Origin of the sequence: Cellulophaga algicola DSM 14237 (assembly GCF_000186265.1) — a bacterium.
GTDB classification, from domain to species: Bacteria; Bacteroidota; Bacteroidia; order Flavobacteriales; family Flavobacteriaceae; genus Cellulophaga; species Cellulophaga algicola.
On the sequence record NC_014934.1, the window covers coordinates 89,158 to 102,857 of the forward strand.

Annotated in this window: 14 protein-coding genes; 10 read left to right on the plus strand and 4 right to left on the minus strand. The window is 33.4% G+C overall.

What is annotated here, in order from left to right; genetic code table 11:
* The first annotated feature begins 59 nt into the window (after positions 1 to 59).
* A complete protein-coding gene (locus tag CELAL_RS00445; protein ID WP_013548941.1) occupies positions 60 to 356 on the plus strand; it encodes an N-acetyltransferase in 297 nt (98 codons plus the stop codon).
* Positions 357 to 386: 30 nt separating this feature from the next.
* Here CELAL_RS00445 and mtaB read toward each other — a convergent pair whose 3' ends face one another.
* The 3 genes from mtaB to CELAL_RS00460 form a co-directional block, all read right to left on the minus strand.
* The gene (mtaB, locus tag CELAL_RS00450; RefSeq protein WP_013548942.1) at positions 387 to 1,715 is read right to left on the minus strand and encodes a tRNA (N(6)-L-threonylcarbamoyladenosine(37)-C(2))-methylthiotransferase MtaB; all 1,329 of its coding nucleotides are present in this window, start codon (positions 1,713 to 1,715) and stop codon (positions 387 to 389) included.
* Between the two features lie 3 nt (positions 1,716 to 1,718).
* Complete coding sequence (locus CELAL_RS00455; RefSeq protein WP_013548943.1) at positions 1,719 to 2,894, minus strand: GlmU family protein; 1,176 nt, start codon at positions 2,892 to 2,894, stop codon at positions 1,719 to 1,721.
* A gap of 87 nt (positions 2,895 to 2,981) precedes the next feature.
* The gene (locus tag CELAL_RS00460) at positions 2,982 to 3,233 is read right to left on the minus strand and encodes a type B 50S ribosomal protein L31 (RefSeq protein ID WP_013548944.1); all 252 of its coding nucleotides are present in this window, start codon (positions 3,231 to 3,233) and stop codon (positions 2,982 to 2,984) included.
* Positions 3,234 to 3,399: 166 nt separating this feature from the next.
* Between CELAL_RS00460 and CELAL_RS00465 the strand changes: the two genes are divergently transcribed.
* The 8 genes from CELAL_RS00465 to CELAL_RS00500 all read left to right on the plus strand — a co-directional run bounded on the left by CELAL_RS00465 (position 3,400) and on the right by CELAL_RS00500 (position 11,220).
* A complete protein-coding gene (locus tag CELAL_RS00465) occupies positions 3,400 to 3,906 on the plus strand; it encodes a DUF4199 domain-containing protein (RefSeq protein WP_013548945.1) in 507 nt (168 codons plus the stop codon).
* A 43-nt stretch (positions 3,907 to 3,949) separates the two neighbouring features.
* Complete coding sequence (locus tag CELAL_RS00470) at positions 3,950 to 4,456, plus strand: DUF4199 domain-containing protein (protein ID WP_013548946.1); 507 nt, start codon at positions 3,950 to 3,952, stop codon at positions 4,454 to 4,456.
* Between the two features lie 452 nt (positions 4,457 to 4,908).
* Positions 4,909 to 5,880, plus strand: coding sequence for a glycosyltransferase family 2 protein (locus CELAL_RS00475; protein ID WP_013548947.1), 972 nt, complete (start codon positions 4,909 to 4,911; stop codon positions 5,878 to 5,880).
* Between the two features lie 30 nt (positions 5,881 to 5,910).
* A complete protein-coding gene (locus CELAL_RS00480; RefSeq protein ID WP_013548948.1) occupies positions 5,911 to 7,620 on the plus strand; it encodes a phospho-sugar mutase in 1,710 nt (569 codons plus the stop codon).
* Positions 7,620 to 9,443: an ABC transporter ATP-binding protein gene (locus CELAL_RS00485; protein WP_013548949.1), complete on the plus strand. Its 1,824-nt coding sequence runs from the start codon at positions 7,620 to 7,622 to the stop codon at positions 9,441 to 9,443. The genes CELAL_RS00480 and CELAL_RS00485 overlap by 1 nt, the downstream gene beginning before the upstream one ends.
* Before the next feature lie 252 nt (positions 9,444 to 9,695).
* On the plus strand, positions 9,696 to 10,238 hold the full coding sequence (locus CELAL_RS00490; RefSeq protein WP_013548950.1) for an RNA polymerase sigma factor: 543 nt from the start codon (positions 9,696 to 9,698) through the stop codon (positions 10,236 to 10,238).
* Positions 10,239 to 10,271: 33 nt separating this feature from the next.
* Positions 10,272 to 10,778 (plus strand): hypothetical protein, encoded by a 507-nt coding sequence (locus CELAL_RS00495; protein WP_013548951.1) that lies wholly within the window; start codon positions 10,272 to 10,274, stop codon positions 10,776 to 10,778.
* The gene (locus CELAL_RS00500) at positions 10,771 to 11,220 is read left to right on the plus strand and encodes a hypothetical protein (RefSeq protein WP_013548952.1); all 450 of its coding nucleotides are present in this window, start codon (positions 10,771 to 10,773) and stop codon (positions 11,218 to 11,220) included. Before CELAL_RS00495 ends, CELAL_RS00500 begins: the two co-directional genes overlap by 8 nt.
* Before the next feature lie 38 nt (positions 11,221 to 11,258).
* Here CELAL_RS00500 and CELAL_RS00505 read toward each other — a convergent pair whose 3' ends face one another.
* Entirely contained in the window at positions 11,259 to 12,287 is a 1,029-nt protein-coding gene (locus CELAL_RS00505) for a WD40/YVTN/BNR-like repeat-containing protein (RefSeq protein ID WP_013548953.1), read from the minus strand.
* Positions 12,288 to 12,451: 164 nt separating this feature from the next.
* Between CELAL_RS00505 and CELAL_RS00510 the strand changes: the two genes are divergently transcribed.
* Positions 12,452 to 13,678 (plus strand): RsmB/NOP family class I SAM-dependent RNA methyltransferase, encoded by a 1,227-nt coding sequence (locus CELAL_RS00510; RefSeq protein WP_013548954.1) that lies wholly within the window; start codon positions 12,452 to 12,454, stop codon positions 13,676 to 13,678.
* Positions 13,679 to 13,700 lie beyond the last annotated feature (22 nt).

Below are 13,700 nucleotides of genomic sequence, written 5' to 3' on the forward strand. Positions count from 1 at the left end.
AACCTTTACAATCTGAGAACCTTGTATGGGTTATTTTAATGAACTAAAATCAAAACTATATGAATGAAGTAAACATTACAGACAATAGTTTCTTACGCCAATTTGAAACAACGGTTAATGGGCACTTAGCAAAGATTGAATATTCTGCTCAGGAAAGAAAGATTTTTTTAACTAAATTAATTATTCCTGAAACAATTACCCAAGAAGACTTTAAAGAACAATTCATTGAAGCCGTGTTAAACGTAATTCAAGAAAGAAATTTACGCGTAGTACCTACAAGTCCAGAAATAGCTGGATTTCTTAGAAAAAATAGCAGAAAATACAAAGATATGCTCCCTGTAGGCATTCGAATCTAATATAAGAACCGCTCTAAACAGAGCGGTTTTTTATGCTTCTATTTTTTCGTCAACAAATACAAACCGCACCAAGCCGTCTTCATCAATATTAACAAGCTCTACTTGTTTCAATTGATTTACCAACTCAGGATTCCAAGGAGCTTTTACTTTTACGTAGTTTTCGGTAAAACCATGAATATACCCTTCTTTATTCTCCCCTTCAAAAAGAACCGTTCTAACAGAACCTATCTGACTTTCGTAAAAAGCTCTTCTTTTTTTAGCAGATAATCCACGTAACATTTTACTCCGTTTACTTCTTACGTTTTTAGACACCACATTATCCATTTCTGCCGCGACTGTATTATCTCGTTCTGAATACGTAAATACGTGTAAGTATGAGATATCTAAATCATTCAAAAAATGATAAGTTTCTAAGAACAATTCATCTGTTTCTCCTGGAAAACCAACAATAACATCCACACCAATACAAGCATGCGGCATTACCTCTTTGATACGAGTAACACGATCTACATATAAACCACTCAAATACCGGCGACGCATCAATTTTAAAATCTCATCACTTCCACTTTGAAGCGGAATATGAAAATGCGGCACAAAAGAATTGCTATCTGCTACAAAATCTATCGTTTTATTTTTTAATAAATTAGGCTCTATACTAGATATTCGGAGCCTATGAATTCCTTCAATAGCATCTAAAGCTTCTACTAAATCATAAAAGGTATGTTCGTGTTTTTTATTTCCGAACTCTCCTTTTCCGTAATCTCCAATATTTACTCCCGTTAAAACAATCTCTTTAATGTCTTGTGAAGCAATTTCTTTAGCATTTTTAATTACATTTTGCAAGGTATCACTACGTGATATTCCACGCGCCAAAGGAATGGTACAATAGGTACATTTGTAATCACAGCCATCTTGTACTTTTAAGAAAGCACGGGTTCTGTCTCCTATTGCATAACTCCCTACATAAAAATCTGCCTCAACAATTTCGCAAGAATGCACTTCTCCAAAATCATTTTTAGACAAGTCATTAATATAATCTGTTATTTTAAATTTTTCCGTAGCTCCTAAAACCAAATCTACACCATGCACAGATGCCAGATCTTCTGGCTTTAATTGAGCATAACAGCCAATTGCCGCCACGAAAGCATCAGGATTAACCTTCTGCGCTTGTTTTACGATACTTTTAAAACGTTTATCTGCATTTTCTGTAACAGAACATGTATTAATTACGTACATATCTGCATGTTCAGAAAAATCTACACGATCAAAACCTTCTTCCTGAAAGTTTCTTGCTATTGTAGATGTTTCTGAGAAATTTAATTTACATCCTAAAGTATAAAATGCAACTTTCTTTTTCATCGCTTAGTAATTTCTCCACTTTTTGGTTTCTTCAAAAACATGGGTTAAAATTGCTTCTTCTTTTTCATCAAACTCTAATCCTCTACGAGACATTACTAGTTTTACAGTTTCAAAAGCTTTTTTAGGTAAATAATTTGTAAAACCCGAAGCTCCACCCCAACTATAGCTAGGAATAAAATTTCTAGGAAAACCAGATCCGAATATATTAGCACTTACGCCAACTACCGTACCCGTATTAAACATGGTATTAATACCACATTTACTATGATCCCCCATCATTAAACCACAAAACTGAAGTCCTGTTTTTGCAAAACCTTCTGTTTCATAACTCCACAAACGAACTTCATCATAATTATTCTTCAGGTTAGAATTATTAGTATCCGCACCCAAATTGCACCATTCTCCAAGTACTGAGTTTCCTAAATAACCATCATGGCCTTTATTTGAATAAGCAAATAATACCGAATTATTTACCTCTCCTCCAATACGAGAATAAGGACCAACAGTCGTTGCCCCATATATTTTAGCTCCCATTTTTACGGTAGAATGATCACATAGCGCGAACGCTCCACGTATCATAGCACCCTCCATTACCACCGCATCTACACCTATATAGATAGGTCCTAAAGAGGCATTTAATATACTACATTCTACAACAGCTCCTTCTTCTAAAAATATATTATCAGGATTGATAACTGTATTTGTTTTAGAAATTGGCTGACTCTTGCGATCTTCGGTAATAAAATCAAAATCTTCCTGTATGGCTGCGGCGTTCTTAGAAAAGATATCCCATGTATTTTCTATACGAAGTACTTCTCCTTCAAACTCAATAGCTTCATAAGTACTTAAATCTACCTCTTCTTGTGAGTCTTTAGTATAAAACGCAACAACTTCTTCACCAAAAAATATAGCTTGATTTTCGGATAACTCCGTAACAATGCTAACCAATTCTGCATTTGGAAGAAATGACGCATTAATCAATACATTCTCCTCCAACTCTACCATTGGATATTTTTCTGACAAATATTCTTCTGTTATGGTTGTAGTAGTACTTTTAAGATAATTCTCCCATTTTTCACGGATAGTAAAAATTCCTACTCGAATTTCAGCTACAGGCCTTGTAAAAGTAAAAGGCAAAAGAGCATTCCGTACAGTACCATCAAAAAGAATATAATTCATCAGTTAGTATTTTTTGGTAAAAATAAAAAAAGTCACGTTCCGAAGTTGAACGGAACGTGACTTAATTGCTAAAACTAGCAAAAAATATTATTTTTCGAACTTCTTGTATTTGTTTTTAAACTTATCAATACGCCCAGCAGTATCCACTAATTTAGCTTTACCGGTATAAAATGGGTGAGATGTTCTTGAAATTTCCAATTTAATTAAAGGATAGTTCACACCTTCAACTTCTAACGTCTCTTTCGTATCTGCAGTAGATTTCGTAATAAAAACATCCTCATTAGACATGTCTTTAAAAGCAACTAATCTATAATTCTGTGGGTGTATATCTTTTTTCATTTTTAAAAAACTTAATAACTTCTATTTTTAGAGATTGCAAATTTATGTTTTTTTCTTAAACTTACAATTATTAATCGGTAAAAATTCAATAAAAATTATTCTGGGTCATTCTTTCCCAAAAATTAAAGCCTATTTTTGCGCTATTAAAGTCAAAAATAATTAAATTTTGGAAGCAGATAACTCTAGTGCAATTAAAAAAATAGTTTTACCAATAGCCCTTATTTTCGGGGCTGGCAGAATTATCTTCGATTTAATTCCAAAATTAGCCGGTGCTAATAGCAAGGTTTATTACTCCACTTTTTTAATTGCATTTGTTTTTGAGGTTCTAGCCATTACCTATACCATCAAAAAGTACAAGAAAAGCCAAAACAACTCCATAAACTTAAAAGAAGCGCTAATAGTTGGCGTTATGTTCATGGTTATCGTAGGTGGTTTGTATGCTATTCAGTCTTATTTATACGATCTATATATTGATCCTGAATTTCAGAAAAAAACAGCCTTAGAATGGGCTAACTTGTACGGTAAGAGTAGTGATGTTAAAAAAATGATGAGCGAAGGAGAAAGCATACAACAAACTAGTTCTATTTTCAGCATTATCACCAGCATCCTTAAGTTCTCTCTACTAGGTATTTTAGTTTCATTTATTGTGGGCACCATAGTACGAAACCGCTAATCAAGAAAATTCACCCCTTTTTCTATTTCAATCTATAAAGAATATGAAACCAAATCAAATTGAAATTTTAAAGTTTGGAACAAGATATGGTATACTAACAGGAATTATAGGTATTCTTTTTACCTCTATATTAATTTCATTAGATATGTTATATAGTCAATCTATAGAAAAATCTATACTGGGCTTTATAGTACTAATTGTTCCTATCATTTTTACAATTTATACTTTTAGAAAAAAAAACAACTCTTTAATTGTAGAACAAGCAATTGGTGTAGGCGTTATTACTGCTCTGGTCGCTGCAATAGTAACCATCCTATTTACCTATTTATTAACTAATTTTATACTTCCCGATTTCTGGGATAATTCTGCAGCTTACAATAAAATTTTACTTCAAGAACAAAACCCCGCAATAACCATAGAAGAGCTAAATGAGTATATTACACTCAAGCGTAAAATGTATTGGATAACCTATCCTATCATTTTACTTTTTAACCTATGTATTGGCTTTGTTGTTTCTTTACTTAGTGGTATTCTATTAAAAACTAAGTAAAAAGAAAAACAATTTTGATTACTTAAAAGACCCTATAATATCCAACATCGATTATAGCTGTTCTCTTTAAAGTGATACTACTTATTAGAATCCTTTAGAACAGGATAAAATTTAAGCAAAAGCACTAACAGTTTTTTTTTACAACTGCTATTACCTAATCATTTTCACCCATTTACAAATACCTAGAACTGTTGTTGTTGTTGTTGTTTAGTAGAAAATATAAATCACAATGACTATAGCATCACAAAGGAATACACACATATTTCATTTAGACATTGATTAAAAATGGCAATGCCTTTTAAAGCACTATTAGCTAAATTATGCACCCTTCTATTTTTGTAATGCATTTAATCATTGATTTTTTTTACCGCATTAATTGCGGGTCTGCTATTAAAAAAAGACTGAAAATTTATATTAATCCGTACTTTTGAAAAGATTTTCAGAAGTATTGCATGAATTTATCTATTATCATACCTCTTCTTAATGAAGAAGAATCTTTAAAAGAATTACACAATTGGATTGTTTCCGTGATGGAAAGCAATAATTTCTCGTATGAGATTATTTTTATCGACGACGGCAGTACGGATACTTCTTGGAAAGAAATTACTGCTTTAACGACCACTAATCCTGCAGTAAAAGGCATCCGATTTTTACGTAATTACGGAAAATCTCAAGCATTACATGCTGGTTTCAAAGCAGCAGCTGGTGAAGTTATAATTACCATGGATGCAGACCTACAGGACAATCCTGATGAAATACCAAAATTATATGAAGCCATCAGAACAGAAGGATTTGATCTTGTTTCTGGATGGAAGAAAAAAAGATATGATTCCGTTTTAAGTAAAAATATGCCGTCTAAGCTCTTTAATTGGGCTGCTCGAAAAACTTCAGGCGTAAAACTTCATGATTTTAATTGCGGACTTAAAGCCTTTAATAAGAAAGTAGTTAAAAATATAGAGGTTTCTGGAGAAATGCACCGCTATATTCCTGTACTTGCAAAAAATGCAGGTTTTTCTAATATTGGAGAAAAAGTAGTCCAACACCAAGCCCGAAAATATGGGAAGACAAAATTTGGAATGGAGCGTTTTATCAATGGCTTTCTAGATTTAATTACCATTTGGTTTGTATCTAAATTCGGAAAACGCCCTATGCATTTATTTGGTGCATTAGGGGTATTAATGTTTTTTGTAGGATTTGCTTTTGCCTTATATTTGGGTATTGATAAATTATTTATTCATAAAACAGGACGATTAATTACAGATAGGCCACAATTTTTCATTTCATTAACCGCCATGATTATTGGTACACAATTATTTTTAGCCGGTTTTTTAGGTGAAATAATGGTACGATCAAAAACAAACGAAACACGCTATACCATAGCAGAAGAACTAAACACAACAATTTTAAACGAATATTCTAAATAAATTTACGACACAACCTAAAGAAATAATTTCATGGACAACATACTAAATACCGCTAAAACTTGGTTAACCGATTTTTTTGATGCTGATACTAAAAAAGAAGTTCAGGATTTAATAGATAACAATACGGAAGAGCTAAAAGACAGGTTCTATAAAAATATGGAATTTGGTACTGGCGGTATGCGCGGAGTAATGGGTGCCGGAACAAACAGAATTAACAAATACACATTAGGAAAAAGCACGCAAGGTTTAAGTAATTATTTAAACGAAGTTTATAAAGGTGAAGAGTTAAAAGTGGTCATTGCTTTTGACTGTCGCCATAATAGTGATACCCTAGCAAAAACTGTTGCAGAAGTATTTTCTGCGAACGGAATTAAAGTTTACTTATTTTCAGAACTAAGAACAACTCCAGAGCTTTCTTTTGCGGTTAGACATTTAAATTGCCATGCTGGTATTGTACTTACAGCATCGCATAATCCACCTGAATATAACGGTTACAAAGTATATTGGACCGATGGCGGACAAATTGTACCCCCACAAGACGGAAAGATTGTTGCAGAAATAAATTCGCTTTCTTTTGAGGATATTAATTTTAAAGCCAACCCTGACTTAATAGAATTAATAGACAAAGAAGTTGATGAAGCTTTTATTTCAGAATCTGTTGCCAGAGGTAGCTTTAATGCAAAAGGTAAAGACGATTTTAAAATAGTGTTCACTTCCTTACACGGAACATCTATCACTGCTATTCCAGAAGTTCTAAAACGCGCTGGATATAAAAACGTGACGATTATAGAAGAGCAAGCTAAACCAGACGGTAACTTTCCAACGGTAAAATCTCCCAATCCAGAAGAGCCAGAAGCACTTTCTATGGCGATTAAAAAAGCAGAAGCTATTGGAGCTGATATGGTGGTAGGTACAGATCCTGATAGTGATAGATTAGGGATTGCAGTACGTAACCTTGATGGTGAAATGGAAATTTTGAACGGAAACCAAGCCATGGTTTTAATGACTAAATTTCTTTTAGAAAAAGCAAAGCAAGAAGGTTTTAAGGGGAACGAATTTGTTGCCTCTACGATTGTTTCTACACCTATGATGGAAGCCATGTCTAATGCCTATGGTGTAGAATACAAAACTGCATTAACAGGATTTAAATGGATTGGAAAAATGATAAAAGATTTCCCTAACCAAAACTTTATTGGTGGTGGTGAGGAGAGCTTTGGTTTTATGGTGGGTGATTTTGTTCGCGATAAAGATGCCGTTACCTCTACCCTATTAGCTTGTGAGATTGCTGCAAATGCAAAAGCAAATGGCAGCTCTTTCTATAAAGATTTAATTGATTGTTATGTGGATTATGGCTTCTACAAAGAGAAACTTATTTCTTTAACCAAAAAAGGGATGCAAGGTGCGGAAGAGATCAAGCAGATGATGATTGATTTTAAAGAAAATCCTGTTCTTAGTATTGATGGTTCTAAAGTGATTATCGTTGATGACTACAACACATCAACCTCTAAAAACCTTAAAACTGGTGAAGTATCTACTATTGATATTCCTAAATCTAACGTATTAATCTATACCACGGAAGATGGTACCAAAATGGCCGCAAGACCAAGTGGAACAGAACCTAAAATCAAATTTTATTTCAGCATCAATACTTCTTTAGCTACTGCCTCGGCATTCAAAGAAGTTAATGCCAAATTAGAAGCTAAAGTTGCTCGTATTTTGAGTGAACTTAAATTGAATTAATGGATAATTACAAAAAGATTCTTCGTTACGCGAAACCTTACCGTAGCTACGGATATTTAAACATATTTTTCAACATCTTATACGCATTGTTCAGCGCGCTATCTTTTGCCGCGCTGATGCCAATGCTAAATGTTTTATTTGATAAAAACGAAGCTTTAACAGTTGCACCTACCTATACAGGGATAAGTAATGTTAAAGATTATTACATGGATTACATGAATTACCAAGTAACCCAATATGCTGCAGAAGATGAAATGAAAGGTTTAGTCTTAGTTATTGGCCTTGTAATTGTATTATTTCTACTAAAGAATTTGGCTAATTATTTTGCCATGTATTTTATTACATTTTTAAGAAACGGCGTTCTCAAAGATGTCCGTAATTCGATGTATAAAAAAATTACGGAGCTTCCTATTTCATTTTACTCTGAAAAGCGAAAAGGAGATGTTATTGCACGGATTACTTCAGATGTATTAGAAGTTCAACACTCCTTCTTGTCAGTTTTAGAACTAATTGTGCGTGAACCGTTGACCATAATCTTCACAATTACGGTAATGTTTTTGATCAGCGCTCAATTGACCCTATTTGTTTTTATTTTTATTCCACTTTCAGGTTACGTAATCTCTTTGATTGGGAAGTCCCTAAAAAAACAATCTGATGACGTGCAACGTGAGCAAGGAGAATTTTTATCGGTTGTAGAAGAAACTCTTGGTGGCTTACGGGTTATTAAAGCATTCAATTCTGAATCTCGTTTTTACAAAACTTTCTCAGCATCTACTACTCGTTTTTATAATTTTTCAAATAAATTATTAAACCGTCAAAATCTAGCATCCCCGTCTGGTGAATTCTTAGGAATTCTAACGATTGGTGTTTTACTATGGTTCGGAGGTAAAATGGTTTTAGTAGATAAAACATTAGACGCACCTTCTTTCATTACTTACATGAGTTTAGCGTATGGTGTTTTAACGCCAGCTAAGGCAATAAGCAAGGCAATTTATGGTGTCAAAAAAGGAGATGCTGCTGCGGAACGTATTCTTGAAATATTAGAAACAGAAAACCCGATTACCGAAATAGCTAATCCGGTAGAAAAAAATACATTTGATACTGGTGTAGCTTTACAAAACATAAGCTTTAAGTACGATGATGATTATGTACTTAAAAACTTCAACCTAAAGATACCAAAAGGATCTACTGTAGCGCTTGTAGGGCAATCTGGGAGTGGAAAAAGTACAATTGCTAATCTTGTTACGCGCTTTTATGATGTTAACGAAGGGAGCATCACTATAGACGGAGTGAATATTAAAGAATACTCCAAAGGCTCTTTACGCGGACTTTTAGGTTTAGTGACACAAGATTCTATTCTTTTTAACGAGACTGTTCGTAATAACATCAGTTTAGGAAAAGAAAATGCAACAGATGAAGAGATTATAGAAGCAGCAAAAATAGCGAATGCTCATGATTTTATTATGGAGCTGCCTAAAGGTTATGATACCAACATTGGAGATAGTGGGAATAAATTAAGCGGCGGGCAAAAACAACGTTTGTCTATTGCACGTGCCGTATTAAAAAACCCTCCTATCATGATTCTAGACGAAGCTACTTCTGCTTTAGATACAGAAAGTGAACGTTTGGTACAAGATGCTTTAGAAAAAATGATGCGCAACCGTACTTCTATTGTTATTGCACACCGTTTATCTACCATACAGAGCGCAGATACTATCGTGGTATTACAAAAAGGAGAAATTGTAGAGCAAGGTTCACATGCAGAACTTTTAGCGATGAATGGCACCTACAAGAAGTTAGTGTCAATGCAATCCTTAGGATAAATTTTAGTCCACCTATTTTAATATTTAAAACGGCTTTATCTCATAGCTCCAAAATTTCGAATTGATTTTAGCTCAGGTTCAAAATCAATTCGAACTAGTTAAGTACTGATTGACAATAGGCTACAATATGATTCTTCACATATCAGAACTGTCAAAATTCCAAGTACACTTTATAAAATTTAACAAATTTCTCTGTTTCAATTAAACCTTTTTATACATTTAGAGTCCTACCTACATCTAAGACATTAAAAATTGATAGAAGAAGCTCTCTTAGTTGAACAACTACAAACAGAGGCCACGCAAAAACGGGCTTTTGAATTGTTGGTGAATACCTACAAAGAGAGACTCTATTGGCATATAAGACGCATTGTTTTAGATCATGATGATACTGATGATGTTTTGCAGAACACGTTTATAAAGGTGTTCAGAAACATTAACGGCTTTAAAGGTGAAAGCAAACTATATTCTTGGATGTATCGGATAGCCACAAACGAAGCTCTTTCATTTTTAAATTCAAAAAGTAAAAAATTGAATATTAGCAATTCTGAAATTCAGGAAAAGATGATTGCTAACTTGGAATCTGACGTTTATTTCGAAGGTGATTATATTCAATTAGCATTACAGAAAGCTATTGCCACATTACCCGAAAAGCAGAAATTAGTTTTCAATATGAAATATTATCAAGAAATGAAATATGAAGAAATTTCAGCTATTCTTGAGACATCGGTAGGAGCCTTAAAAGCATCTTATCATTTAGCCTCTAAAAAAATTGAAGCATTTTTAAAAGAAGATTAAACCTATTAATAAATTGATAGTCAAACAATAGCAATGAAAAAAACAGGAAATAGTTTCAAGGTTCCAGAAGGTTATTTTGATAACTTCACCAGTAAATTACTAGATAATTTACCTGAAGAAGCTACTATTACCCCTAAAAATGAGGGGTTTAAAATTCCCGATGGCTATTTGGAGAACTTTAATAAAGAATTAGAAGACAAACTTAACGTTAATGAACCTAAAGTTATCGCTTTAAAACCGTATAAAAAATATTATTACGCTGCAGCATCAATAGCAGCAGCTATTACCATAGCTATTGGTTTAAATATGAATACAGCGCCTGAATTAAGTTTTGACGATTTAGCCGATGTAGATATCGAAAACTATTTTGATAGCAATGAATCTAGCTTGAGTAGCTATGATATCGCAGAAATTATTCCTGTAAGTGAATTAGAAATTTATGATGTTATAGATAACCATTTGAGTAATGAAAATGTCATGGAGTATCTAGAAAATAATATTGATGACTTTGACGAATTAAATATAGACAGCAATGAATAACTTAAAAAAAATAATTCCCTTAACCCTACTTATGTTTGCTTGCGCCTTCTCTTTTGGACAGCAAAAGGATTGGGATAAAATAAGAACTTTAAAAGTAGCTTTTATTACGGAGCGTTTAAACCTATCTAGCAAAGAAGCGCAGACATTTTGGCCTATTTATAATGAATACCAAACAAAAAGAGAAGAGCTATATGTAAAAGGTCATGAAGAAATTAGAAAGAAATTTGATGAATCTGAAAAACTATCAGAAAGTGATTCTGCTAAACTTCTAGACAAGTACCTTTTATATGAAAATGAAGAAGAGGCTTTAGAACAAACATATCTCAAAAAAATAGAGAAAGTAATATCATCAAAGAAAACCTTACTTTTAATTCGCTCTGAAGGCGACTTTAAACGAAAGCTTATTAAGCAATATCGAGACAAACATAAAGGTGATAAATAATTTACTATCCGTTAAGTACTAACTTAACGGATATTTTTTTACTTAAATATTAATTCAGATACTCTTCCTTTTCCTGCAGCATAGGCCACAGAATCATTTTTAAAACGGAGTGTAAAAAAACCTTCGTCCGATAATTTCGTCCAAGTTGCCCCTGTGTCATTAGAATAGCTAATTCCTGTAAAACCTACTGCAACCAATCCTTTCCCTTTAGAGTTAGGTATAAATTGCACACAGCTTTTATACCCTGGTGCTGCCTTATCTGCAACTAGCGCCCAAGTATTACCACCATCTACAGTTACGGCTTTATTCTTTTTTGTAACCTCGGGTTTCGTATAATCTCCACCGATTGCAAAACCAATTTTATCATTATAAAAATCAAGAGAATAGATACCCTGCGTTGCTTCAGCATGTAGCACCGGAGTTGGGATAACCGTCCAAGTATTCGCCTTATCATCAGAATAATATATACGTCCGTGCGTAGTTGCCACCCATGTTTTAGTGCCAATAACTTTTATATTGGTATTACTTGCTGCAAAAGCACCCTCGCCTACGATACCTTTGGGTAATGCAGAACATTCTTGCTTTTTCCATGTTAATCCCCCATCTCGGGTTACAATAATAGAGAGGCAACCTTCCATACTATCACCAATCGCAATTCCCTCCTTATCATTCCAAAAAGTCATCGCATCATAAAAAACGCTTTCATCCTCTTCTTTGTAGACCAATTCAAATTTGCCATTATCCCCAGTTTTATACAACAAAGCTGGGTTTCCTGCAGAGAGCACAAAAACATCTGTAGCGGTATGTGCTATACTTCTAAATTCAGGATGGATAGAATCATATTGGATATTGGTACCAAAAACTTTCCCTGAGTTTAAATCTACCGTCCCTACAAACCCCTTATTTGCAGAAAATGCAAGCGTATGATCAATAATTTCTAGTGCTCTAATATTTAAAGAATCCTCGTAAATACTTTCAATTGCAACAGAAGTGAATAATCTTGATGGTTTCTCTTCATTACAAGACCATAATAATAGTAACAATAGGGCAAAATAAACGTGTTTCATAGCACTTAAATTTTATAAAAACTAACTGGTATTGACTTCTTTATTCATTTAATGCCTATTCTAGGCATTCGTAACGATAATTTTAATCAAAATTAAAAGGAATCAGTTCTAATACAATACCTTTGCAGCCTTAATTTTTAGTTAAAACAAAAAGATTTAAATAAATGAAGCTACATAGAAATTTGGTGTTTGCTGTTGTTGATGCCTTAAACCTCATTTTTAATGAAGAGGAATATGCTGATAAAGTAGTTCAGAAAGTACTAAAATTTGATAAACGTTGGGGTGCTCGCGATAGAGGTTTTATTGCAGAAACCACCTATGAAATTGTACGTTACAAACGTTTATATATAGAAATTGCAGAAGTTAAAGCTCCTTTTAGCAGGCCTAATTTATTTAGAGTATTTGCTGTTTGGGCTGTATTAAGGGGTATAGAATTACCCGATTGGAAGCAAATAGAAACCGTTCCTAATCGTAAGATTAAAGGTCGTTTTGATGAACTTTCAAAAATTAGAAAATTCAAAGAATCTATTCCAGATTGGATGGATGAAATAGGAGTGAAATCATTAGGAGAAAAACGTTGGACCAAAGAACTTAATGCTTTAAACCAACAAGCGGATGTTATTTTAAGAGCAAATACCCTAAAAACAACAAAAGAAGCCTTAAGAGCTAACTTATTGGAGAATGGAATAGATTGTGAACCTATTGCAGGGTATACAGATGCTTTAAAGTTAGCAGAACGTGGTAATGTATTTAGAACAGATGCTTTTCAAAACGGAATGTTTGAAGTACAAGATGCATCTTCACAGCTAGTTGCTGAATTTTTAGATGTAAAACCTGGGCAACGTGTTATAGATACTTGTGCTGGTGCTGGCGGTAAAACATTGCATATTGCGGCATTAATGGAGAACAAAGGGCAATTAATTGCCATGGATATCTATGAAAATAAGCTTAAGGAATTAAAGCGAAGAGCAAAACGTAATGGTGCTTTTAATATAGAACCTAGAGTTATAGATTCTACTAAAGTTATTAAAAAACTGTACGGAAAAGCAGATCGTATTTTGATTGATGCGCCTTGTACAGGCTTAGGAGTTTTACGCAGAAATCCAGATGCAAAATGGAAGCTGCAACCAGAATTTTTAGAAAAAATAATGGCTACGCAACAAGAAATTCTTCGCAGTTATAGTAAGATGCTAAAACCAGAAGGAAAAATGGTATATGCTACTTGCTCTATTTTACCACAAGAAAACAACGAACAAGTAAAATCTTTTTTAGCTTCTGAGGAAGGAAGAGACTTTAGATTAATCAAAGAAAACAAAATTTATGCTTCAGAAAGCGGTTATGATGGCTTTTACATGGCATTGTTAGAAAAAATAGCTGAAAAAACAGCATAATTACCCTTAAAAAGTAATCAAC

What these genes read in the sequence shown, in the direction of transcription:
- CELAL_RS00460 (WP_013548944.1), bottom strand. Translation starts at nt 3,233, where the DNA reads ATGAAAAAAGATATACACCCACAGAATTATAGATTAGTTGCTTTTAAA.
- CELAL_RS00500 (WP_013548952.1), top strand. Translation starts at nt 10,771, where the DNA reads ATGAATAACTTAAAAAAAATAATTCCCTTAACCCTACTTATGTTTGCT.
- CELAL_RS00505 (WP_013548953.1), bottom strand. Translation starts at nt 12,287, where the DNA reads ATGAAACACGTTTATTTTGCCCTATTGTTACTATTATTATGGTCTTGT.
- CELAL_RS00495 (WP_013548951.1), top strand. Translation starts at nt 10,272, where the DNA reads ATGAAAAAAACAGGAAATAGTTTCAAGGTTCCAGAAGGTTATTTTGAT.
- CELAL_RS00480 (WP_013548948.1), top strand. Translation starts at nt 5,911, where the DNA reads ATGGACAACATACTAAATACCGCTAAAACTTGGTTAACCGATTTTTTT.
- CELAL_RS00455 (WP_013548943.1), bottom strand. Translation starts at nt 2,894, where the DNA reads ATGAATTATATTCTTTTTGATGGTACTGTACGGAATGCTCTTTTGCCT.
- mtaB (WP_013548942.1), bottom strand. Translation starts at nt 1,715, where the DNA reads ATGAAAAAGAAAGTTGCATTTTATACTTTAGGATGTAAATTAAATTTC.
- CELAL_RS00485 (WP_013548949.1), top strand. Translation starts at nt 7,620, where the DNA reads ATGGATAATTACAAAAAGATTCTTCGTTACGCGAAACCTTACCGTAGC.
- CELAL_RS00445 (WP_013548941.1), top strand. Translation starts at nt 60, where the DNA reads ATGAATGAAGTAAACATTACAGACAATAGTTTCTTACGCCAATTTGAA.
- CELAL_RS00470 (WP_013548946.1), top strand. Translation starts at nt 3,950, where the DNA reads ATGAAACCAAATCAAATTGAAATTTTAAAGTTTGGAACAAGATATGGT.
- CELAL_RS00475 (WP_013548947.1), top strand. Translation starts at nt 4,909, where the DNA reads ATGAATTTATCTATTATCATACCTCTTCTTAATGAAGAAGAATCTTTA.
- CELAL_RS00510 (WP_013548954.1), top strand. Translation starts at nt 12,452, where the DNA reads ATGAAGCTACATAGAAATTTGGTGTTTGCTGTTGTTGATGCCTTAAAC.